At 61.3% G+C, this 21,465-nt stretch carries 21 protein-coding genes; 16 read left to right on the top strand and 5 right to left on the bottom strand.

What is annotated here, in order from left to right; genetic code table 11:
• Positions 1-353: 353 nt before the first annotated feature.
• The gene (locus tag RLW41_RS07410; RefSeq protein WP_409561241.1) at positions 354-581 is read left to right on the top strand and encodes a hypothetical protein; all 228 of its coding nucleotides are present in this window, start codon (positions 354-356) and stop codon (positions 579-581) included.
• A gap of 38 nt (positions 582-619) precedes the next feature.
• Here the strand turns inward: RLW41_RS07410 and RLW41_RS07405 are convergent, their stop codons facing one another.
• Positions 620-1,171, bottom strand: a complete 552-nt coding sequence (locus tag RLW41_RS07405; protein ID WP_013949786.1) for an invasion associated locus B family protein — start codon at positions 1,169-1,171, stop codon at positions 620-622.
• 446 nt (positions 1,172-1,617) lie between these two features.
• Between RLW41_RS07405 and coxB the strand changes: the two genes are divergently transcribed.
• The 12 genes from coxB (at position 1,618) to RLW41_RS07345 (ending at position 15,919) form a co-directional block, all read left to right on the top strand.
• The gene (coxB, locus tag RLW41_RS07400; protein ID WP_409561240.1) at positions 1,618-2,601 is read left to right on the top strand and encodes a cytochrome c oxidase subunit II; all 984 of its coding nucleotides are present in this window, start codon (positions 1,618-1,620) and stop codon (positions 2,599-2,601) included.
• 84 nt (positions 2,602-2,685) lie between these two features.
• Complete coding sequence (ctaD, locus tag RLW41_RS07395) at positions 2,686-4,311, top strand: cytochrome c oxidase subunit I (RefSeq protein WP_013949784.1); 1,626 nt, start codon at positions 2,686-2,688, stop codon at positions 4,309-4,311.
• Between the two features lie 87 nt (positions 4,312-4,398).
• Positions 4,399-5,322 (top strand): heme o synthase, encoded by a 924-nt coding sequence (locus RLW41_RS07390; RefSeq protein ID WP_409561239.1) that lies wholly within the window; start codon positions 4,399-4,401, stop codon positions 5,320-5,322.
• Between the two features lie 6 nt (positions 5,323-5,328).
• A complete protein-coding gene (locus tag RLW41_RS07385; RefSeq protein WP_409561238.1) occupies positions 5,329-5,508 on the top strand; it encodes a protein CoxF in 180 nt (59 codons plus the stop codon).
• Complete coding sequence (locus RLW41_RS07380) at positions 5,508-6,125, top strand: cytochrome c oxidase assembly protein (RefSeq protein WP_013949781.1); 618 nt, start codon at positions 5,508-5,510, stop codon at positions 6,123-6,125. The genes RLW41_RS07385 and RLW41_RS07380 overlap by 1 nt, the downstream gene beginning before the upstream one ends.
• 122 nt (positions 6,126-6,247) lie before the next feature.
• Positions 6,248-7,186: a cytochrome c oxidase subunit 3 gene (locus RLW41_RS07375; protein WP_409561237.1), complete on the top strand. Its 939-nt coding sequence runs from the start codon at positions 6,248-6,250 to the stop codon at positions 7,184-7,186.
• A gap of 47 nt (positions 7,187-7,233) precedes the next feature.
• The gene (locus tag RLW41_RS07370; RefSeq protein ID WP_414464083.1) at positions 7,234-7,716 is read left to right on the top strand and encodes a DUF983 domain-containing protein; all 483 of its coding nucleotides are present in this window, start codon (positions 7,234-7,236) and stop codon (positions 7,714-7,716) included.
• Positions 7,717-7,718: 2 nt separating this feature from the next.
• Positions 7,719-8,513 (top strand): SURF1 family protein, encoded by a 795-nt coding sequence (locus RLW41_RS07365; protein ID WP_414464082.1) that lies wholly within the window; start codon positions 7,719-7,721, stop codon positions 8,511-8,513.
• 97 nt (positions 8,514-8,610) lie between these two features.
• Positions 8,611-10,026, top strand: coding sequence for a threonine synthase (thrC, locus tag RLW41_RS07360; RefSeq protein ID WP_414464081.1), 1,416 nt, complete (start codon positions 8,611-8,613; stop codon positions 10,024-10,026).
• Complete coding sequence (locus tag RLW41_RS07355) at positions 10,023-11,324, top strand: M16 family metallopeptidase (protein WP_414464080.1); 1,302 nt, start codon at positions 10,023-10,025, stop codon at positions 11,322-11,324. The genes thrC and RLW41_RS07355 overlap by 4 nt, the downstream gene beginning before the upstream one ends.
• A 6-nt stretch (positions 11,325-11,330) precedes the next feature.
• Positions 11,331-11,939: a GNAT family N-acetyltransferase gene (locus tag RLW41_RS07350; RefSeq protein WP_013949775.1), complete on the top strand. Its 609-nt coding sequence runs from the start codon at positions 11,331-11,333 to the stop codon at positions 11,937-11,939.
• Positions 11,939-15,919 carry an EAL domain-containing protein gene (locus RLW41_RS07345; RefSeq protein ID WP_414464079.1) on the top strand — a complete coding sequence of 1,327 codons (3,981 nt, stop codon included), beginning with the start codon at positions 11,939-11,941 and terminating at the stop codon, positions 15,917-15,919. Before RLW41_RS07350 ends, RLW41_RS07345 begins: the two co-directional genes overlap by 1 nt.
• Positions 15,920-15,975: 56 nt before the next feature.
• On the opposite strand, the gene RLW41_RS07340 is transcribed toward RLW41_RS07345, so the two are convergent.
• Positions 15,976-16,593 (bottom strand): YqgE/AlgH family protein, encoded by a 618-nt coding sequence (locus RLW41_RS07340; protein WP_024276502.1) that lies wholly within the window; start codon positions 16,591-16,593, stop codon positions 15,976-15,978.
• A gap of 176 nt (positions 16,594-16,769) precedes the next feature.
• On the opposite strand from RLW41_RS07340, the gene RLW41_RS07335 reads away from it, so the two are divergent.
• A complete protein-coding gene (locus RLW41_RS07335; RefSeq protein ID WP_414464078.1) occupies positions 16,770-17,597 on the top strand; it encodes a protein-disulfide reductase DsbD domain-containing protein in 828 nt (275 codons plus the stop codon).
• Positions 17,598-17,655: 58 nt separating this feature from the next.
• Complete coding sequence (locus RLW41_RS07330) at positions 17,656-18,153, top strand: peroxiredoxin (RefSeq protein WP_013949771.1); 498 nt, start codon at positions 17,656-17,658, stop codon at positions 18,151-18,153.
• Here RLW41_RS07330 and rnhA read toward each other — a convergent pair.
• From rnhA to ispH, 3 genes are read right to left on the bottom strand one after another with little or no spacing between them, the layout of a single operon-like run.
• On the bottom strand, positions 18,145-18,633 hold the full coding sequence (gene rnhA / locus RLW41_RS07325) for a ribonuclease HI (RefSeq protein WP_414464077.1): 489 nt from the start codon (positions 18,631-18,633) through the stop codon (positions 18,145-18,147). The genes RLW41_RS07330 and rnhA overlap by 9 nt on opposite strands.
• Positions 18,630-19,601 (bottom strand): homoserine kinase, encoded by a 972-nt coding sequence (locus RLW41_RS07320; protein ID WP_409561230.1) that lies wholly within the window; start codon positions 19,599-19,601, stop codon positions 18,630-18,632. Before RLW41_RS07320 ends, rnhA begins: the two co-directional genes overlap by 4 nt.
• Positions 19,602-19,623: 22 nt before the next feature.
• Complete coding sequence (gene ispH / locus RLW41_RS07315; RefSeq protein ID WP_414464076.1) at positions 19,624-20,625, bottom strand: 4-hydroxy-3-methylbut-2-enyl diphosphate reductase; 1,002 nt, start codon at positions 20,623-20,625, stop codon at positions 19,624-19,626.
• 172 nt (positions 20,626-20,797) lie between these two features.
• On the opposite strand from ispH, the gene RLW41_RS07310 reads away from it, so the two are divergent.
• Entirely contained in the window at positions 20,798-21,460 is a 663-nt protein-coding gene (locus RLW41_RS07310; protein ID WP_409561228.1) for a hypothetical protein, read from the top strand.
• Positions 21,461-21,465 lie beyond the last annotated feature (5 nt).

Below are 21,465 nucleotides of genomic sequence, written 5' to 3'. Positions count from 1 at the left end.
ACGTTAGAAAGCTGTTACAACGTGCACGGATCTGTGAAATGCAGTCGGTGTCCTACCATGGTACTGACTAAAAAATGGGCGCAAGTCGTCATTGCGAGCGCCAAAAAATATTGTGAGCTCCCAACGGAGCCGAGCAATTGAGTGTCTGGGAGGACGCGTCAATGACAGGTGATACGCAAGTATCCGTAAAAACGACTTCTCTATACTATCCATTTTTCCAGAATATGTTTGAGCTTGTGGACGTAACGTCTTTCGCTTGGCAGCCGATACTTAAGGCTATCGGCCGGACCCATCTCGAATTCGCAAGCTCGCAGTCCCGGCAATCCCGTGCAGTCGTGCATTGGGTGCATCAGATGACACGCCCAGCGACGCCTGCCGACTTTTTTCACGCGAACATGCAGCTCTGGGCAGCGGTGATGCAGGAGTGTTTGGAGTCTGCGCCGCGCGTGGCGGCAGTCGTCGAAACGGCCGCCGAATCGGTTGCTCCGAAAGTGCTTGAGCTGCCGCATAAGCAGACGCGCGATACGCTGATCCTGTTGGACCGCGACCCAGCTGGCGAGAGCGTGCGTAAAGTCGCCTAAGCAGGGCGGCTCCAGGAGGTTGCCCCAGGCATCGGCTCTTACTTCAGTTCCTTGAGCGCGTCCCCAAAGCCCTTGAGGGAAATCGGGATGCCGATGCCCGCTTCCTCGGTCTGGAAGATGATGAAGATTGCCGTCTTGCCGGTCTTGAGCTGCTCGATCAGCGGATCCTCGACCACAACTTGCGCATAGCACGCGAAGCTGTGACAGCGCAGGAACGGTGCATGGCCGACATCCTTATTGTCGATCTTGAGGCCAAGCCCTGGCGGGAGCAGCACGCCGAGCGGCGCAAACACGCGAAGCACCCGGGTGCCGTTCGAGAACTTCTGAAAATAGACCGTGAGCCCGATATTGTTCTTGTCCTCGGCTGTCACGCTCTGGACCAGGGCGCAGACGGGGTTCTTGGCGCCCGGCGGCGGGTCTTTGCATACAACTTGCCAGTCTCCGTACTGGGCTTTGACGGTTCCTTCCGGCGCATCGACTGCGAACGCCGCCTTCGACGTCGCCAGCATTGTCGCGGCTTGTGCGAATGCGAACAGCATGGCCGCGCCGCACAGATGCGCTACGAAAGTCCAGTTTTTGGCGGCAAACATTTTGCCCAGACGCCCGCAAAATGGGCCTCGGTCGATAGAACCCTCGGTTTCTGGCAACAAGCGGTTGTCCTCGATTTCGCGGGCGACGCCCAATGCGTGTAAAGCGACGGCAGGAGACGCGCTTCGTCGACCAGGAATTCGGCCGAATTCTGTCGCGGCGGGATAGCGACGTCTGATCGCCCAAGGTCACTGATTCGCTGATCCCTCGCATACTTTCGCGAATAAATGACGCAGAAAAGTTCACTTGAGGCACGCGAATGGATTGTGCTCTTTATCAACCCGCTTTAACAAATCGATGAGGCATACGGTCCGAGTTTGTTCGGAGCGTTCCCGGTTGCGAAGCCGGGCAATAATCAAACGGGGATTGGCCGCTGGCCTGCCGCGTCAAGTCAATGGGAGGCTGTCGCGTTCTGAGGGATCCGGCGCGACAAACTGGGAGCGAAGGAATGTCGAAGAGGATGTTTGGCGCGGTTGCCGTTATGGTGGCCGCGTGTTTGGCGGTTGCTCTCGGCGCTGTGACGCCGGCGTTGGCCGGTCTGGGCCAGCCAACGGATGGCGAGCTTGGACTGCAGCTTTCTGCATCCCCTATCATGGATGAGATTTCGAGCCTCTTCGACGTCGTCAACATCATCATCACAGTCGTCGTGCTCTTCGTTCTTGCGCTGATGGTCTACGTGATGTTTCGCTTCAACGAAAAGAAGAACCCGAATCCCTCCCGCACGACACACCACACGCTTCTGGAAGTCGCCTGGACAATCGTCCCGATTCTGATCCTGGTCTTCATTTCGATTCCGTCGTTCCACCTCCTCTTCAACCAGTACACGTTCCCCAAGGCCGATGTGACCATCAAGGCCACCGGCAACGCCTGGTTCTGGGAACATGAGTATATGGACGACAAGGTGACCGTGACATCCAACATGGTCAGCGACGAGGAAGTGCTGCGCAATAAGATCGGCGACGACGCCTTCGATAAGAAGTACGGCTCGCTCGACGGTGCCGCCCTGCACGAGGCGCTCTACAAAGATTCGCTGCCGCTCTGGGGCGAGGAAAAGAAGATCCGCCGTCTTTCGGTCGACCAAGAAATCGCCGTTCCGGTCAATAAGAACGTCGTCGTTCTCGTCACCTCCAATGACGTCATTCACTCTTGGACGATCCCGTCCTTCGGTGTGAAGCAGCAGGCCGTTCCGGGCCGCACGGCGGCCGTTTGGTTCAAGGCAACGAAAATCGGCACATACTTCGGTCAGTGCTCGGTGCTGTGCGGTAAGCTGCACTCGGCTATGCCGATCGAAGTTCGTGTCGTCGAACAGCCGGTCTATGACGCCTGGATGGCGGCCCTGAAAGCCAAGGACAGCAAGAAGGCTCAGCAGATCCTCGACGCGGATACCGCAAGCCAGCCTGTCATCCAGCAATCCGTGGCTCAGGCGCAGTAACGGCAAAGCGGCAGCTGCCCGGCGCAGCAAACGTTCAACCCAATAAAAAGATCACACAAACTACCGGGACAAGGGCTCAACGAAATGGGAAGCACGGCACACGTAGCGGGCAGTGATCACGATCACGCCCCGCCATTCTTCAGGCGCTGGTTCTTATCGACCAACCATAAGGACATCGGCACTCTCTATCTGTTGTTCGCAATCTTCGCGGGCTGCATCGGTGCGTTCCTTTCGGTAATGATGCGACTGGAGCTTCAAGAGCCGGGCCTTCAGTATTTCTCGAACGAAGGCGTCTACAACGTCTTCGTTACGGCCCACGGCCTCATCATGGTGTTCTTCATGGTCATGCCCGCCATGATTGGCGGCTTCGGCAACTGGTTCGTGCCGCTGATGATCGGCGCGCCGGACATGGCGTTCCCGCGCATGAACAACATCTCGTTCTGGCTGCTCCCGATTGCGTTCACGCTGTTGCTGATCTCGCTGTTCGTTCCGGGTACGGGCGATGCCAACGGCGTCGGCACGGGCTGGATCGTCGTCGCGCCGCTGTCGAGCAAGATCGGCCATCCGGGACCGGCGGTCGACTTCGCCATTCTCTCGCTTCACCTTGCTGGCGCGTCCTCGATTCTCGGTGCCATCAACTTCATCACGACGATTTTCAACATGCGCGCTCCGGGCATGACGCTGCACAAGATGCCGCTCTTTGCCTGGTCGGTGCTGGTCACCGCCTTCCTGCTGCTGCTCTCGCTGCCGGTTCTCGCCGGTGCAATCACCATGCTGCTGACGGATCGTAACTTCGGTACGACCTTCTATGATCCGGCAGGCGGCGGCGACCCGCTGCTCTACGCGCACTTGTTCTGGTTCTTCGGTCACCCTGAAGTCTACATTCTCATCCTGCCGGGCTTCGGCATGATCAGTCACATCGTGTCGACCTTCTCGCGCAAGCCGATCTTCGGCTATCTCGGTATGGCCTACGCGATGGTCGCCATCGGCCTTGTCGGCTTCGTCGTGTGGGCGCACCACATGTATACGGCGGGCCTGAGCGTCGATACGCAGGCCTACTTCATGTTCGCGACGATGGTCATCGCTGTCCCAACGGGCATCAAGATCTTCTCCTGGATCGCAACGATGTGGGGTGGCTCGATCCAGTTCCGCACGCCGATGATCTGGGCGCTCGGCTTCATCTTCCTCTTCACGATCGGTGGCGTGACGGGCGTGATGTGCTCCAACGCCGGTATCGACCGTTCGCTGCACAACACCTATTACGTTGTCGCGCACTTCCATTACGTGCTGTCGCTCGGCGCCGTGTTCTCGATCTTTGCGGGCTGGTACTACTGGTTCCCGAAGATGTCGGGCTACATGTACAGCGAATTCCTTGGAAAGCTGCACTTCTGGCTGACGTTCATCGGTGCGAACGTCCTGTTCTTCCCGCAGCACTTCCTCGGCCTTGCCGGCATGCCGCGCCACTACGCCGACTATCCGGAAGCCTTCACCTATTGGAACCGCGTCTCGTCGATCGGGTCGTACATTACGACGGCCGGCCTGCTCGTCTTCCTGTTTGGCATGTTCTATGCCTACTTCATCAAGAAGGAAAAGGCGGCCGCCAATCCGTGGGGCGTCGGCGCAACGACGCTCGAATGGACCCTGTCGTCTCCGCCGGCATTCCATTCGTATGAGACGCTGCCGCGCATCGCTGCGACAGACCATCATTAAGGAAACACGACGCGCTGCGGGCTGGCCCAGCCGGTCCGCAGCCACCTACAATAAAAACAAATAACTTCCAGGACGGCGCTTGGGCTTATGAGCATTCAAAGTGAAATCAGCGACGGCGAACTGATACTTGAGCCAAGTGTCGGCGATTTCATTCAGCTGATGAAGCCGCGCGTGATGGCGCTGGTCGTGTTCACTGCGCTCGCCGCGATGCTGGCCGCTCCCGGCCCGATCAACCCGATTCTCGGCGTCATCGCGATTATCACCATCGCTATCGGCGCTGGCGCATCGGGCGCTCTCAACATGTGGTACGACGCCGACATCGACGCCCGGATGGCGCGTACCGCGGCCCGGCCACTGCCGCGCGGCCGCGTCACCGCCGACGAAGCCCTGAGCTTCGGTGGCGTGCTCGCCGTCTGCTCCGTTCTGACGCTCGGCGTTCTCGTCAACTGGACGGCCGGAGCGCTGCTCGCAATCACCATCGCCTTCTACCTCTTCGTCTACACGATGTGGCTGAAGCGCCGGACGCCCTACAACATCGTCATCGGCGGCGCCGCCGGAGCCTTCCCCCCCATGATCGGCTGGGCGGCCGTGACGGGCGGCATCAGCTTTGACAGCCTCTTGCTGTTCCTCATCATCTTCATGTGGACGCCGCCCCACTTCTGGGCGCTCTCGCTCTATCGATGCCGTGATTATGAGCGCGTCGGCGTGCCGATGCTGCCGGTCGTGGCCGGTCTGAAAGAGACGCGCCGCCAGATCCTCTTTTATTCCGTGCTGCTCGTGCCGTTGGCCGTCGTGCCGTATTTCGTCGGCCTCGGCGGCATCGCGTACCTCGTCAGCGCTTCCGTGCTTGGCGCGGTGTTCCTGGCGCTTGCCGTGCGCGTCTATTCCACGACCGAAGGGCGCGAGGCTGACACCGCCGCGCGGCAGCTCTTCTGGTTCTCGATCCTTTATCTCTACGTGCTGTTTGCCGTGCTTCTTGGTGAAGCCGTCTTCAGCCGCATTTTTGCGTGAGGCGGCGTGACGGAAGAACCTAAAGCTCCCGAACCGAAAGCCGCTGAGCGTCTGGACTCGCGCAGCGAGAAGATCCGTCGCCGCCGGTCGATCGCCATCGGGCTTGCGCTCGGCTTTATGGTCCTGGCGTTTTACATCGCCACGTTCGTTCGCCTCGGCGGCAACGTGATCAACGGCATCGGCTGATGGAAAAGGATCGCGCTGTGGAGATCGACAAGGACAAGCCGGCGAAATCCTCTCGCAACAACCGGCGAGCCGTCATGATTTGCCTCGGCGCCCTCGGCGTCATGGGTTCGATCACCGCCATGTCGCCGACGCTTTACACGATGTTCTGCAAGGCGACCGGCTATAACGGCACGACGCAGCGCGTGAAGGCGAATACGAACAAGGTGCTCGATCGCACCATAACCGTGCGCTTCGACTCCAGCACCGCTCCGGGCCTGCCGTGGAAGTTCGAGCCGGAGATTAGCAAGATGGACGTCAAGATCGGCGAAACCGGTCTCGCGTTCTTCCGCGCCACCAACAATTCGGACAAGCCGGTCACGGGTCAGGCCATCTACAACGTGACGCCGGAGATCTTCGGCTTGTACTTCAACAAGATCCAATGCTTCTGCTTCACCCAGCAAACGCTCCAGCCGCATCAGACGGTCGAGATGCCGGTCACGTTCTTCATCGATCCGAAGATCGTCGAGGATCGGGATGCGGCGGTGCAGTCGGAAGTCACGCTTTCCTACGTCTTCTATCCTGTCGATCATCCGGCTGCGACCGCCGATGCTTCGCCGGCTCAGAAGAACGGGGGCTGAGGTCAGCAAGAAGAAGGTTGAGAAAACGAACTGAAAGCTCGGCAGACCAGAGACGAACACTGCGGTGCCGCGCATAGGTTCAAGCAAGAACGGGCATAAGCCTGAAGGGGACGGAGACGGAAATGGCGGACACGCACGCGAAGCACCATGACTACCATCTTGTAAATCCGAGCCCCTGGCCGCTCGCCTCGTCGGTGTCGGCGCTCATCATGGCCCTCGGCGCCATCGTCTGGATGCGCACGCATGTCGACGGTCTTGGCGTCCTCGGCATGAAGGGGCCCTGGCTCTTCGCCATCGGCATGACCGCGGTGGTCGCCTCGGCGTGGGCCTGGTGGATCGACGTCATCCGCGAAGCCAACCAGGGTTATCAGACGCCCGTCGTCCAGCTTCACCTCCGTTACGGCATGATCCTGTTCATTGCCTCGGAAGTGATGTTCTTCGTCGCTTGGTTCTGGGCTTACTTCGATTTCGCTTTCTTCCCGGCCGGCGTACACGACCTGATGAACAATGCCGCCTCCGTCGTCGGCACCACCACGCGCGACCAAGTCTTCGGCGGTAAGTGGCCGCCGGTGCCGGTCGCGGCTACCGACGCTACGATCCCCGGTTACTTCAAGCACACGTTCAACCCGTGGGGGCTGCCGCTCGTCAACACGCTCATCCTGCTGACGTCGGGCTGCACGGTCACGTGGGCGCACCACGCGCTTTTGAAGAACGACCGTCGCGGCCTCGTGATCGGCCTCGTGCTGACCGTCATCCTCGGCATGACGTTCACGGCCTGCCAGGCGCTGGAATACAGCCATGCAGGCTTCAGCTTCCCGGGCCATTCCTATGGCGCGACGTTCTTCATGGCGACCGGCTTCCACGGTGCGCACGTGATCATCGGCACGATCTTCCTGCTCGTGTGCCTCATCCGCGCGCTGCGGGGCGCTTTCACGCCGCAACAGCACTTCGGCTTCGAGGCGGCTGCTTGGTACTGGCACTTCGTTGACGTCGTCTGGCTGTTCCTGTTTGCCTGCATCTACGTTTGGGGCGCCGGTCCGATCGTTCCGGGCGCCGAATAAGCGGCCGGTGGCGTCGAGAAATGAGATCCAAAGGCAGAAGGCGGCTAATGTGCCGCCTTTTGTCGTTTGAAGCGCGGCGCTCTTCGCAGTTGAATGTCGCACCAGATACGCAGCGTCGCGACAAACGCGACGACGCAGAAATCGAGATGGTCGTGCAGAGCCACACTCAATCCGTTTCGCCCTTGGTCACGGCCCTCACCTGCCGTTGTCCCCGCTGTGGCAACGGCAAGCTTTTCGTGAATGTCCTGAACATGCGCGACAAGTGCGATGCCTGCGGCCTCGACTACAAGTTCGTCGATACGGGTGACGGGCCTGCCGTTTTCGCAATCTTCATCCTCGGCTTTCTCTGCATCGGAGGCGCCCTCATCGCCGAGTTCAAGTTTGGCGTGCCCTGGTGGGTCCATGTCCTCCTATGGGGAATTCTGACGCCGCTGCTCGGCGTTTTGCTGCTTCGTTTCCTCAAGGCGCTGTTGATCGCCTTGCAGTTCAAGAACAAGGCCGAAGAAGGCCGTCTCTCCGAGGAGGGATGAGCATGTTTGCGCGCTGGCGCGCCGCCGGCCTCATCGTTCCGGGTCTTTTGACGCTTGCCCTGCTGCCGGTCCTCATCGGGCTGGGCAACTGGCAATGGCACCGAAAGGCCTGGAAAGAGGCGCTCATCTCACGCATCGAGACGCGCCGGACGGCGGAGCCCATCTCCTATCCGGCCGTCCTCGCCGAATATGTGAAAACGGGCGACGTCGAATACACGCACATGCGCGTCACTGGCCGCTTCGATTACAGCCGCGAGCGCCACCTCTATCACCCGACCGATCAGTCGCAGGGCTGGGACGTCTACACGCTGCTTATTCCTGACGGCGGACTGCCGCCGCTCTTCGTGAACCGTGGCTGGGTGCCCGAGACGCTGAAGGATCCCTCGAAGCGCGCCGAGGGCCAAGTGGCCGGACCCGTGACCGTCACCGGCCTCGTTCGTCTGGCGCAACCGAAACCCTGGTTTGCGCCCGACAACGACTATGCCGGCAACCGCTGGTATTGGCCGGACCTGGAGGGCATGCAGTGGGGGCCGGAAGGCCCCCCGACCGCGCTCCAGTTCAACGCCGAGAAGCGTCAGGCCTATGCTCCGTTTTCCCTGGATGCCGACGCCGCGCCCCCCAATCCGGGCGGATGGCCGCGAGGTGGCACGACCGAGATCAATCTGCCCAACAATCATCTCCAGTACGTCGTAACGTGGTACGGGCTGGCGCTGACGCTTATCGCCGTGTTTGCGGTCTTTGCTCGACAGCGACTTGCGGCTGTGGAAGATGATGGACTGCAATCTAAGAAAGAGTAAGTCGCGGTGCAGCCGGACAGCGGGCGAATAAGTTGTTCGACCGAGGCTGTCGAATTAGGCTTGCCGGCCGGGCGACGTTCGTCCGATCCACCGCAGAATGAGAGATAATTTGAACTACATTTCAACGCGCGGCGAAGTCGAAAAACTGGGATTTGAGGATGTCGTCCTCGCGGGACTCGCTCGCGATGGCGGCCTTTACGTGCCGGAAATCTGGCCGGTCCTTTCTTCGGAAACGATAAAGTCTTTCGCCGGAAAATCCTTCGCCGAAATCGCGGTCGAGGTCATTCATCCGTTCACCGGCGATGAGATCTCCCGCGACGACCTCTTTCGCATGGCGAGCGAGGCTTACGCCACATTCGCGAGCGATGAAGTCACGCCGCTGCATGCCGTGAAGCCCGGCTTGACGATCCTCGAACTGTTTCACGGCCCGACGCTCGCCTTCAAGGACGTCGCGATGCAGTTGCTCGCGCGCCTGATGGATCACGTGCTGGCGAAGCGCAGCCGCCGCGCGACGATCGTCGGCGCGACGTCCGGCGATACCGGCGGCGCCGCGATTGAAGCCTTCAGAAGCTCGAAGCGCGTTGACGTCGTCATCCTGTTTCCCGAAGGCCGTGTCTCCGACGTCCAGCGCCGGATGATGACGACGCCGTCAGAGACAAACGTCCACGCGCTCGCCATCCGCGGCACGTTCGACGACTGCCAGGCGCTCGTCAAAGCGATGTTCAACGATCACGCCTTCCGCGATCGCGTCGAGCTGTCGGGCGTCAACTCGATAAATTGGGCACGCATCGTCGCGCAGGTGACGTATTACTTTTATGCCGCTTCGCGCCTTGGCGGCGGTTCGAACGGCGCGCTGTCGTTCGCGGTGCCGACCGGAAACTTCGGCGATATCTTTGCTGGCTACGTCGCCAAGCGCATGGGCCTGCCGATCGAAAAGCTCATCATTGCCTCGAACGAAAACGATATCCTGCCGCGCGCCGTCGCCACGGGCGTCTACGCCATGCGCGACGTCATCGCGACGTCCTCGCCATCGATGGACATTCAGATTTCCTCGAATTTCGAACGCTATCTGTTCGAAGCCTCAGGTCGCGACGCCGACTTGGTCCGCAGCCTGATGACCTCTTTGGCCGCTAAAGGCTCTTTCGAGCTGGGGCGCGTCGCCCCGATTTTGCAGGCTGATTTCGCCGCCGTCTCCGCGACTGAGCAGGACGTGGCCGATTGCATCCGCGAGACGGAAACGCGCTACGGCTATCTGCTCGATCCCCATACCGCCTGCGCCTTCGTTGCCGCCGAACGCACGAGCGCGGGCGACACCGTCGTTCTCTCTACGGCGCACCCCGCCAAATTTCCCGACGCCATCGAACGGATCACCGGCAAGCGGCCGCCGCTGCCGCCCGGCTTTGAGCATTTGATGACCGACGAAGAACATTTCGAAGTCTTGCCGAACAGCCTCGCGGCGGTCGAAGAGTTCGTTCTGAACCACAGCCGCGCTGCGCCGGGGGTATCGCGATGACGATTGCAATCTCGACGCTGCCGAACGGACTGCGCATCGTTACGCAACATATGCCCGGCCTTGAGACAGTGTCGCTCGGCGTCTGGGTCGCGGTCGGCGCGCGGCATGAGCGTGAAGATCAGCATGGCCTCGCTCACTTCCTGGAGCATATGGCCTTCAAGGGCACGAAGACGCGCTCTGCCCGTCAGATCGCGGACGAAATCGAAGGCATCGGCGGCGACCTCAATGCCTCGACCGGCCTTGATACGACCGCCTATTTCGCCCGCGTCCTGAAGGGCGACGATAAGATCGCGCTCGATGTCATCGCCGACATTCTGCTCAATTCGAAATTTGCCGACGAGGACATCGACCGCGAGCGCGTCGTCATCCAGCAGGAGATCGCCGCCTCCGATGACAACCCCGACGACATGGCCTTCGACCTGATGCAGGGCGTTGCCTTTCCGGGCCAATCGATCGGCCGTCCCATCCTCGGCACCAAGGCAAGTGTCGGCAGCTTTCAGGCCACCGATTTCAAATCCTACCTCGATGAGCACTATCTGCCTGAGGCGATTGTCGTTTCGGCCGCGGGGGCTGTACACCACGAAACCATCGTTCGCCACGTTGAGGCCCTATTCGGGGGGCTCACTTCCCGGCAACAGGGAACTGAATCGCTTGCGCTCTACAGGGGCGGCTTCGCTGCGTCGAGCAAGCCGTTCGAGCAAAGCCACGTTTTGATCGGATTGCCGTCCCCATCGTATTTGGAGCCGGGGTTCTACACCGCGCAGGTGTTTTCGGGGTTGTTCGGCGGCGGAATGTCGTCGCGTTTGTTTCAGGAAATCAGGGAGGATCGAGGCTTGTGCTACTCGATCGACTCCTCGGTTTGGGGACTTAGGGACACTGGAATGCTGTCTGTGCATGCCGCGACTTCCCCGGAGATGGTTGGCGAACTCGCCGACGTCGTCGCAGCGCAGCTTGCGGAAATTGCCGACACCGGCCCGACGGAAGCCGAATTGCAGCGCTCGAAGGCGCAGCTCAAGGCGGGTCTGCTGATGGCGCTTGAAAGTTCGGCGGTCAACGCCGAGCAGATGGCGCGTCAGCTTCTGACCCAAGGGCGCCTCATCCCGGTTACCGAGCTGATCGAGCACGTCGACGCTGTTGACCACGCTCGGATCAAGGCTTTTGCCCAAACGTTGACCGAGGAAGCGCCGTCTGTCGCCGTCATCGGGTCTGGCCGGAAATCGTCGGGACAAGCTTCGCGCATTGCGGCGCAGTTTACATCGCGCCATGTTCCGGCTGCGGTTGGCAAGGTCGCGAGGTGACAGGGCGTGGCATTCCTTCGTTCGATACGTCCCGATGAAGATTTCGAGGTCGTCCACGGCCGCGCCCTGACGTTGCGTCAGCCGGCGCCTGCCGACTATACGGCCTGGGCCGAACTCCGGTCCGCCAGCCGGGCGCACCTGACGCCGTGGGAGCCGACGTGGTCGCCGGACGATCTGTCCCGCGCCATGTATCGGCGCCGCCTTCGCGCTTACGCCAAGGACATCCACAACGACGTCTCCTATCCCTACTTCATCTTCGAGAACACGACGGGCACGCTGCTCGGCGGCGTCACGCTTTCCAACGTCCGCCGCGGGTCGGCGCAGACGGCATCGCTCGGCTATTGGATGGGCGCGCCGTTCGCCGGTCGCGGCCACATGCGGGAAGCCGTCGCTATGCTGCTGCCGATGGCCTTCAACGCCTTGCGGCTCCACCGCATCGAGGCGGCGACGATGTTGAAAAACTTTGCTTCGATGCGCGTCCTTGAATCCGTCGGTTTTCAGCGCGAAGGGTTGGCGCGCGGATACCTGAAGATTAATGGCCGATGGGAAGACCATCTGCTTTACGCGCGTCTGGCTGAGGGGCCATCGTCAGGCACTTCGGAACTGGGGGGGTAATGGCAGTCTGGGGGGTTGACGGAGGGAAACGGGCACGGTCCTGGCTGGCGTTGCTGGGCCTCGTTGTCACGTGCCTCGTTACGCTCGTCGGACGAGCCGAAGCGCTAACCCCCATTCCCGTCGAAGGCGACCAGGACCGGATCGAGATCACGACCCTCGGAGAAGCCTACGAAGGCCGCGGCGACAGCCTGCAGGTCGAGACGGCCGCCGGTCCCGACGGCGTTTCCGGCCGCATGACCGTTCGCGCCTCCGTTCCGGGCACCAGTCCGAACTGGGTCGTCTTCGCGTTGACGAACAAGACCGACAAATCCCTTGAACGCCTGTTGACAGCCGACCGCTACAACGTTGTGGGCTCCGGCGCCGTCTGGCCCGACCTCGACGCCCGCCGCATCGAGAGCGTTACGCCGTCGGTCGGTTTCGTGCCCGAACGCATCAAGAGTGATAAGGCGGACGTTTTCCGCATCACGCTCGAACCGGGGCAGACGATCACCTACGTCGCTGAGCTTGCGGGTGATCGCTACGCCCGCATGTATCTCTGGCAGCCGATCGACTACGAAATCAAAACCCGCGACCGCCAGCTATTTAATGGTGCGATGCTCGGCCTGACGGGCCTGCTCGCGATCTTCCTGACGTCGATCTTCGCCGCCAACCATAAGCTGATCTTTCCCGCCGCGGCCTTGGTCGCGTGGACGGTCCTCAACTATCTGTGTGTCGATTTCGGCTTCTTCCATAAGCTCTTCAATTTGAGACCGGAAGACAACGCCGTCTATCGAGCCGCTGGCGAAGCGGCGATGGCGGCGAGCTTCGTGATGTTCTTCTCGACGTTCCTGCGCTTGGGGCTCTGGCACGGCATCGTGCGCATGATGATCGGCGTCTGGATCGTCGCGCAGCTGACGTTGATCGCCGTCGCCGTCATCGATCCGCGGCTGGCGGCGACGTTTGCCCGATTATCGTTCCTGGCCATCGGTAGTATTGGCGCGCTCTTTACGCTCTTCCTGGCTTTCAAGGGACAGGATCGCGCCCTGTCGCTCGTGCCGACCTGGGTTCTGTTCCTGGTCTGGATTTTCGCGACTGGCATGACGCTTACCGGCCGCATGTCGGGCGACGTGGTCGTCTCCAGTCTCGTCGCCGGCCTCGTACTGGTCGTCATTCTGATGGGCTTTACGGTCACGCAATTTGCGTTCCGCTCGTCGGATGCCATTTACACCGGCGCTCCCACCGAGCTGCAGGGTCGGTCGCTGGCGCTGGCTGCATCCGGATCGACCATCTGGGAATGGAATATCCGCCGCGACGAGATCAAGGTCGGGCCGGAGGTTGAGATCGCCTTGTCTCTCATGCCGGGCGAATTGACGTCGAAAGTCGACGATTTCCTCAAACACGTCCATCCGACCGATAAAGAGCGTTTCCGCGTCACGTTGATGTCGGCACAGGAACGCTCCGGCATTCGCATCAAGAGCGATTTCCGTCTTCGCCACGCCGACAACAGTTGGCGCTGGTTCGAGCTTGAAGCCGCCAGCGTTCCCAATGCCGACGGCCGTACCCTGCGCTGCGTCGGCCTGATCCGCGATGTCTCCGACAGCAAGCGCGCGCACGAACGCTTATTGCACGACGCGGTGCATTGCAGCCTGACAGGCCTGCCCAACCGCGAACTGTTCATCGACCGGCTGAAGTCAGTCATCGTACGCGCCAAGACTGACAACACCGTCAAACCGTCGGTGATCTTCATCGACCTCGACAAGTTCAAGAGCGTGAACGCTTCGTTCGGCCTCGTTCGCGGCGACAGCTTACTGCTGACGGTCGCGCGCCGCCTGCAACGCCATCTTGGGCCGCAGGATACGGTTGCTCGCGTTGGCGGCGATCAGTTCGCATTGCTCTTCATCGGTGAGCGGGAAGCGCGCAATCTGCCAGCGCTCGCTGAACGCATTCGCCGCTCCTTGCGCGCCCCGATACCACTTGCGAACCAGGAAGTGATCTTGACGGGATCGATGGGTGTCGCGCTGTGGGATGGAACGCAAGGCGCCGACGGCGATCTCCTGAAGGATGCCGAACTGGCAATGTATCGCGCCAAGCGCGGCGGCCCGGACCGTATCGAGGTCTTCGAGCCGTCGATGCGCCGCGACCGCGATTCTGACGCTCAGATCGAATCCGATCTGGCGCGGGCCATCGAGAAGAACCATCTCAAGGTTCTCTATCAGCCCATCGTTTATCTGCCGACCAAAGAGCTGGCCGGCTTCGAAGCCCAGTTGCGCTGGGAGCATCCCAACCTCGGTCTCGTCAACCCGATGGCGCAGTTGGCTGATGCTGGCGACAGCGAGATCCTGATCAAGCTTTGCTCGCACCTGCTCCTGCGCGCCTCGCGCGACGTTGCACGCTGGGTGCTTGAGCTGCCACGCTCGGAGCGGCCAATCTTCGTTTCGGTGAATGTCTCCGGCCGTCAGTTCTTCCGTCCGGAGTCGGTTCAGGAAGTCCGCCATGTGCTCGGCCGTAATATTGCACCCGCCGGCACCATGCGGCTCGAAATCTCCGAGAGCCTGCTCATGGACAACCCAGAGCAGGCGGTCGAAGTTTTGAAGATGCTCAGCGGCTCGGGCGTCGAGCTGACGCTCGATGACTTTGGCAACGGCTTCTCATCGCTCGCCTATCTGCATCGTTTCCCCTTCGATACGATCAAGATCAACAGCACGCTAGTCCGCGGCAGCGGCACTGGAGACGGTGCCGCGATCATGAGGTCGATGGTGGCGCTCGCGCACGAGCTGTCGATGACCATCGCGGCAGAAGGCATCGAACGGGCCGACGAGGCCGCATTCCTGCGCTCGATCGGTTGCGAATACGCACAGGGCTATCACTTCGGCGAGCCGATCCCGGAGCGCGCCGTCTCGCAGCTCTTGAAAATGGTCCGGCGTTCGGAGCGCAAGCTGCAGCCGCGCGGGTTCTTCCGGCCAAAGGCGAAAACGCCCGGCAAAGAGGTGACGAAGAAGTCTGGAAAGCTCATTACGGCATCGGCCAAAGCGCCGCCGCAAGATCCCAAGACAGCCAATCCCGCCGCAGTCCCGGCAACGGCCGGTTCGCCTGCGACGAAACCTGCGGCTTTGCCGTCCGGATCGGTCGTCCGGCAGCGTCAGAAACCGGCTGCTCCCGCTGCCGCCAAACCGAATGGCGTCAACGGCATCGCCCCGGCGACCGTCGCTGCCCTCAACGGTGCTTTGAACGGTTCGGCGAAGCCTGCCGATACGCCTTCGCGCAATCCCGACCCGGCTACGGCGCCGCCGACGCTCTCGGCGTTGGCTCCGGTTCCTCCCAACCCCTTGAGCAATCGCAACGGCAACCACGGCGCCGGTCCGATCACGCAGTCGCCCCAGACGCGAACGGCAGCGCCGAGACTGGCCGACGCCGGTCCGCCGGGTCCTGGCGGGCCGCTGGCGCCGTCACCACAAACCATGCCGCCGCCTTCGATGTCGCCCCAGACGTCGAACCGGCAAGCCCCCCATATGCCCGCGCCGCCGCACGCCAATGGCGTACCGACGACGGTCTCGCCGCCATCTCGGCAGGCGCCGGATCGCGCGCAGCAGGACGAGCGCAGCAAGAATATCGTTTCGCCGCTTGCCGAGGCGCTTGCGCGCGCCAGCGCGTCTCCGGCACCGCCACCTCCCGGTGCGCCTTCCGCCCAGTCTCAAGCGGCACCACCACCGCCGCGGACCGGAACGCCTATCCCTGCGTCGCTGCGCAGCGATACGCCGACCATCATCCCGCCCACCGCGCCACCACCGCTTCCGGGCAATGGCAACGGCTCGGGATTTCCCTCTCAGCCGTCGACGCAGCCTGATTTCTCGACGCTGCCGCCGTCGATTGCTCAGAGTCTCGCCCGTCTCGCCGGCGCCCCACTGCCGGGCAACGGCAGCACCAGCGGTGGTCCGGCCTCGAGTGACAGCGCGTCTAGAGAGCCGAAGAAACCGTCAAAGGTCGGCTCCGCCGGCGTTTAGGCGCTCGGTAGCCTCATAAGAGATGGGAGACCGCGGCCGACGCCGCTGCAGCGCGCTTAGGCGTGTCCGGCGTCGCTGACGAGATGTGAAAGATCAATCCCGATCTTGGCCAACGCCCGCGAGTATTTGCTCTCCAGGTCATCATCGAAAATGATGTCGGGATCGGCCGGACAGTGCAGCCAGCCGTTCGCCTGCAGCTCCGTTTCGAGCTGCCCTGGCGACCAGCCCGCATAGCCGAGTGCCAGCAACGCCCGCTCCGGCCCGCGTCCCTGCGCGATGGCCTTCAGAATGTCGATGGTTGCCGTCAGGCAGACCCCCTGTTCGATCGCAAGCGTCGAATCTTCGGAGAAATAGTCGGAGCTGTGCAGCACGAACCCGCGCCCCGTCTCGACCGGTCCGCCGACCTGAATCGGCAGCGACAGCACCTCGCTCGTAATTTCGTCGTCAGGATCACGCGGCGAAATACCGAGCCGTTCGAGAAGATCGGGCGCTGTAATATGGTTGGCGCGTTGGTTGATGATCAGCCCCATCGCGCCTTCGGCAGAATGCGCGCACATGTAAATGACCGAGCGCTGGAAGCGCTTGTCCGTCATCGACGGCATAGCGATAAGGAGCTGGCCTTCGAGCTTGATCTCTGAGCCGTCGTCTGGGCTCAACTGTCGGCTGACCTTCATATTGTCCAGACTAACCTCATACAACGGCGGCGTGAAGATCTTTAAAGTCCGGCAAAGCAGCATCGGGATCTGTAACGAGAGGCGATCCCGCCGCATATAAGGGCTCGTAGGGGTCGAACGAGAGCCCGGTCCCCGGCCGACATGACAATGAATTAAGCATTGGAAGGCAAGCGAGCGTGATCAGACTGGCTTTGGCATTCTTTCTACTGAGCGGCACGGCGGCATGGAGCGATGCCGGACCCGTTGCCTCCGACTGGTTTCGCGGCATGGACAATCAGGCGCGCCTGATTGCCGGACACGCCTCCCGCGATGGCAAGACGGCGCTCTACGCCGGCGTCGACGTTTCAATGCCCGGGGGCTGGAAAACCTATTGGCGCACACCGGGCGACGCGGGCGGCGTCCCACCCGATTTCGATTGGACAGGTTCCGATAATCTCGCCTCGGCGACAGTCCTTTATCCGGCACCGCACCGCATTCACGACAAGGCAGGCGACGTCGTCGGCTACAAGAACGCCGTGTTGTTCCCGGTTCTGGTGACGCCGAAAGACCCAAGCAAGCCCGTCACGCTCGAAGGCAAGGTTCAGTACGGCATCTGCAAGGACATTTGCATTCCCGCCGAAGCCGTGCTGCAACTCACAATTCCGCCGGACGTCGGTACCTCCGCAGAGCTGACGGCAAGTCTTGCACGTGTGCCCGACAAAGCGGCGCGATCGGGCATCGACCCGACCCTGGCGTCCTGGCATCTGAATGACAGTGCGGGCAAGCCGAAGCTTATTCTCGATATCGCCAGCTCCGATCCCAAGACTGCCGATGCCTTCGTCGAAGGGCCGGGCGGAATTTACGTTCCGTTGCCGAAACGCTCAGCCGATCAATCCGGCAAGGCGGTATTCGAGGTCGATCTGACCGACGGCGTCAACATCAAGGACCTCAAAGGCAAGCCCCTGACGGTCACGATGATCGACGCCAAAGGCCAGTCCGAAACGACGATTGTCCTTGAGAAGTAAGGCTTCCGGTCTACATAGAGGACCGGCCGACGAGGCCTGAAACGCAGAGGACATGCCCATGACGCTCAAGGTCGGAGATCGCCTGCCGGACGGAAAATTCACGGTGATGGGGCCGGACGGTCCGCAGCCCAAAACAGTCGGTGAAATCTTCGCTGGCAAGAAAGTCGCGATGTTCGCGGTGCCGGGCGCTTATACGCCGACGTGCAGCAAGAGCCACATGCCGGGCTTTGTCGATCGAGTCGACGAGTTACACGCTAAGGGCATCGACACGATCGCCTGCACCGCCGTGAACGACGTGTTCGTCCTGACGAACTGGGCGAAGGACATGGGCGCGACCGGCAAGATCGAAATGCTCGCCGACGGTTCCGGCGACTTCGCTAAAGCCATCGGCCTCGAAATCGATCTCTCGAACTTTGGCCTGGGTCTGCGCTCGAAGCGTTACGCCATGCTGGTCGATGACGGTGTCGTCAAAGTCCTGAACGTCGAGGACTCGCCGCCCATCGCTGACAAATCGAGCGCCGCAACGCTCTGTTCGATGATCGACCGCTCAATCTAAGTCGTCGACGGGGAGCTTCGCGGCTCCCCGGCGTTTGAACGGCGCCATTGCGAGGCGCGCCAATTCGTCGGCGCGCTCGTTTTCCGGATGCCCCGCGTGTCCCTTCAGCCAATGCCATGTGACGTGATGCTTGGCGCGCAGCGCGTCCAGTTCCTGCCACAGCTCGGCATTCTTGACGGGCTTCTTGTCGGCCGTCTTCCAGCCGTTCTTCTTCCAGCCGTGAATCCACGCCGTGATGCCCTGGCGCACGTAGTTGCTGTCGGTCCAGAGATCGACATCGCTTTTTCGCTTGAGGGCTTCGAGCGCCGAGATCGCGCCCTTCAACTCCATGCGATTGTTCGTCGTCAGCTTTTCGCCGCCGTTGATCTCTTTGCGGTGTGCGCCGGAAATGAGAATGGCGCCCCAGCCTCCGGGGCCGGGATTACCCGAGCAGGCGCCGTCGCTGTAGATTTGAACTTTCGGTCGTTGTTCGTCTGTCATGAAATCAATTGTGGTGCGTAGTCCGCGATGCTTCCGACCGATTGGTGGAATTTGAGCCGTCGGACATAGTCCGCGGGATCCTTGCGCGCAACGAGCGCGTCTTTCGGCGTGTTGAGCCAATCATAGCTGCGCGTCAGCAGAAAGCGCATCGCCGCGCCGCGCGCTAAGATCGGCATTGCGTCTCGTTCGCGATCGGTAAGCGGCCGAACGCTGTCATAGCCTTTCAGCAGTGCTGCGCCTTTTGCCGGTTCGAATGCGGATGCCGCGTCGAAGCACCAGGCGTTGAGGCAGACCGCGATGTCGTAAGCCAGCGCATCATCGCACGCGAAATAGAAATCGATGATCCCGGAAAGTTTGTCGTCGAGGAAGAAAACGTTGTCGGGAAAGAGATCGGCATGAATGACGCCATGCGGCAGATCCGTCGGCCATTTCTCTTCAAGGAACCGCAGCTCGGTCGCGATCAGCGCTCCAAGGCCCGGACAGATCTCTTCCGTCCGCTCCGCAAATTTGTCGTAAAGAGGCCGCCAGCCCGCAAGCCCCAGAGCGTTGGCGCGGTGCAAGGGAAAGTCCTCGCCCGCCAAGTGCATGCGCGCCAGTGCTTTGCCGAGCTCGAGACAATGCTCAACCCTCGGCCGTTTCGGCCACACGCCCTTAAGAAACGTGATGAGCACCGCATTGCGTCCGGCAAGCTCGTTGAGAACGTTGCCGTTCCGATCTCGAACCGGCAGCGGACACGTGACGCCGCGCGCGCACAGATGTTCCATCAGGCCGAGGAAGAACGGCAGATCGGCGACGTCGACGCGCTTTTCATAGAGCGTCAGAACGAACGTGCCGCCGGTCGTGTGCACCAGATAATTGGTGTTCTCGACGCCTTCCGCGATGCCCTTGAACGAAAGCAGCTTCCCGAGATCATACCCGGCGATAAAGCGCGCAAGCTCGTCGTCGCTGACTTCCGTATAGACCGCCATGTTCCTGTGCGCCGAATGGGAGCTAGTGCTGTTCGGCCGGAGCGCGAGCGACCCGGACCTCACGCGGCACATTGAAGACCACGCGCTCCTCGAGTGTCGTGACGATATCGATCGTCACATCATAGCGGTCGCGGAACGCTTCGACCACTTCTTCGACGATGACTTCCGGCGCCGATGCGCCTGCCGTGATTCCCACGGTCTCTGCGCCTTCGAGTTTGTCCCACGGAATGTCGGCCGCCCGCTCGACAAGGAACGAGAAGCGGCAACCGGCCCGCGACGCAACTTCGACAAGACGCAGCGAGTTCGAGCTTTTCGGGCCGCCGACCACTAGCAGTCCGTCGATCTGCAGAGCGAGCGCTTTAACAGCGTTCTGACGATTGGTCGTCGCGTAGCAGATGTCTTCCTTCACCGGGCCGCCGATGCCGGGAAAACGCGCCTTCAGCACGGCGACGATTTCAGCGGTGTCGTCGAGCGACAGCGTCGTTTGTGTGACATAGGCCAGATTGGATGCATCTTTCGGTGTGAACGCCTGTGCGTCGTCGACCGATTCGATGAGCGTAATCGCGCCTTGCGGCAGTTGCCCCAGCGTGCCGACCACTTCCGGGTGGCCAGCGTGTCCGACGAGAATGATTTCGCGGCCTTGCTCGTGGTGGCGGGCCGTTTCCATGTGAACTTTCGAAACCAGCGGACACGTCGCGTCGACGACAAACATGTTACGGCTGCGTGCCGCAGCAGGTATGGCCTTGCTCACACCGTGTGCTGAAAAGATCACGGGCTGTTCGGTATCTGGAATCTCATCCAGCTCTTTCACAAAAACGGCGCCTTTCGCCCGCAGGGAATCAACAACATAACGGTTGTGTACGATCTCATGACGGACGTAGACGGGGGCGCCAAATTTGGTCAAAGCCTGTTCTACAATTTGAATTGCGCGATCAACGCCGGCACAGAAGCCGCGCGGCGCAGCGAGAAGGATCTTGAGGGGCGGCTTTTTCACGGTCGCATTACTTTGGTTAAGGCCGGACATGGAAGAAAGACGTCCTCTATATTCGTTCGGCATGCATGAAAATGCATTTGGGGACCAGTGGCGTCGGATGCTACGGTGCTTTTCGGACAATACAAGGGGCCGGGGGTCCGAACCTCGGGGGACAGTGTTGCGCAACTGGGGTTATCGGCATCCTTTTAACAGGGATGTGACGTTGACGCGTCGCTTCTTTGCACCGACCGCCCGAATAATGGCAGCGGTGACGCTTGTTATGCCGCTTACGGCGCTTGGTGGCTGCGGCATGTCCTCGCTGACGTCCGGCCTCGGCGGCGGAATGTTCGGAGGCGGCTCTTCGGGAAATACCCAAGTCGCATCCGTCAACGAAGCCCAATTGCTCGACGCGGCCAAATCCAACGACACCAGCGCGACAGGAAGCACGTTCGTCGGCGATGTTGACGCCGGTTGCCCGCGTCTCGTCATCGCGCCGCATGACAACTACATCACTTTCTACGAAATCGGCCATGTCGGCGATGCGCTGGCCGTCGCACAGCGCGGCGAAATCACCAAGACGGCGCGCGAGTGCCAAGTCGAGCCCGGCCGCGTGACTGTGAAATATGGCTTCTCAGGCCGTGTGCTGCTGGGACCCAAAGGCCAGCCTGGCAACGTCACTTTGCCGATTACGGTGTCCGTCAACGATGGCAAGCGCACGCGCATTGCAACCGACAGCGTGAAGCTTGATGTCAACGTCGGCCTCGATAAGCCGATCAGCTATTTCTCGACCGTCCGCACTGTCACGTTCCCGATTGCTGAAGGCACGCGGCCTGGCGAGTATCAGCTCGTCGTCGGCTTCGACGGCAGAGCGCCAAGCTCCGGTTGATCCGT

The organism is Hyphomicrobium sp. DY-1, assembly GCF_047497105.1.
In the GTDB taxonomy this organism is placed as follows: domain Bacteria; phylum Pseudomonadota; class Alphaproteobacteria; order Rhizobiales; family Hyphomicrobiaceae; genus Hyphomicrobium_B.
This window is presented reverse-complemented; position numbering and strand designations above follow the sequence as displayed.

What these genes read in the sequence shown, in the direction of transcription:
- RLW41_RS07410 (WP_409561241.1), top strand. Translation starts at nt 354, where the DNA reads ATGACACGCCCAGCGACGCCTGCCGACTTTTTTCACGCGAACATGCAG.
- RLW41_RS07405 (WP_013949786.1), bottom strand. Translation starts at nt 1,171, where the DNA reads ATGTTTGCCGCCAAAAACTGGACTTTCGTAGCGCATCTGTGCGGCGCG.
- coxB (WP_409561240.1), top strand. Translation starts at nt 1,618, where the DNA reads ATGTCGAAGAGGATGTTTGGCGCGGTTGCCGTTATGGTGGCCGCGTGT.
- ctaD (WP_013949784.1), top strand. Translation starts at nt 2,686, where the DNA reads ATGGGAAGCACGGCACACGTAGCGGGCAGTGATCACGATCACGCCCCG.
- RLW41_RS07390 (WP_409561239.1), top strand. Translation starts at nt 4,399, where the DNA reads ATGAGCATTCAAAGTGAAATCAGCGACGGCGAACTGATACTTGAGCCA.
- RLW41_RS07380 (WP_013949781.1), top strand. Translation starts at nt 5,508, where the DNA reads ATGGAAAAGGATCGCGCTGTGGAGATCGACAAGGACAAGCCGGCGAAA.
- RLW41_RS07375 (WP_409561237.1), top strand. Translation starts at nt 6,248, where the DNA reads ATGGCGGACACGCACGCGAAGCACCATGACTACCATCTTGTAAATCCG.
- RLW41_RS07370 (WP_414464083.1), top strand. Translation starts at nt 7,234, where the DNA reads ATGTGCCGCCTTTTGTCGTTTGAAGCGCGGCGCTCTTCGCAGTTGAAT.
- RLW41_RS07365 (WP_414464082.1), top strand. Translation starts at nt 7,719, where the DNA reads ATGTTTGCGCGCTGGCGCGCCGCCGGCCTCATCGTTCCGGGTCTTTTG.
- thrC (WP_414464081.1), top strand. Translation starts at nt 8,611, where the DNA reads ATGAGAGATAATTTGAACTACATTTCAACGCGCGGCGAAGTCGAAAAA.
- RLW41_RS07355 (WP_414464080.1), top strand. Translation starts at nt 10,023, where the DNA reads ATGACGATTGCAATCTCGACGCTGCCGAACGGACTGCGCATCGTTACG.
- RLW41_RS07345 (WP_414464079.1), top strand. Translation starts at nt 11,939, where the DNA reads ATGGCAGTCTGGGGGGTTGACGGAGGGAAACGGGCACGGTCCTGGCTG.
- RLW41_RS07340 (WP_024276502.1), bottom strand. Translation starts at nt 16,593, where the DNA reads ATGAAGGTCAGCCGACAGTTGAGCCCAGACGACGGCTCAGAGATCAAG.
- RLW41_RS07330 (WP_013949771.1), top strand. Translation starts at nt 17,656, where the DNA reads ATGACGCTCAAGGTCGGAGATCGCCTGCCGGACGGAAAATTCACGGTG.
- rnhA (WP_414464077.1), bottom strand. Translation starts at nt 18,633, where the DNA reads ATGACAGACGAACAACGACCGAAAGTTCAAATCTACAGCGACGGCGCC.
- RLW41_RS07320 (WP_409561230.1), bottom strand. Translation starts at nt 19,601, where the DNA reads ATGGCGGTCTATACGGAAGTCAGCGACGACGAGCTTGCGCGCTTTATC.
- ispH (WP_414464076.1), bottom strand. Translation starts at nt 20,625, where the DNA reads ATGTCCGGCCTTAACCAAAGTAATGCGACCGTGAAAAAGCCGCCCCTC.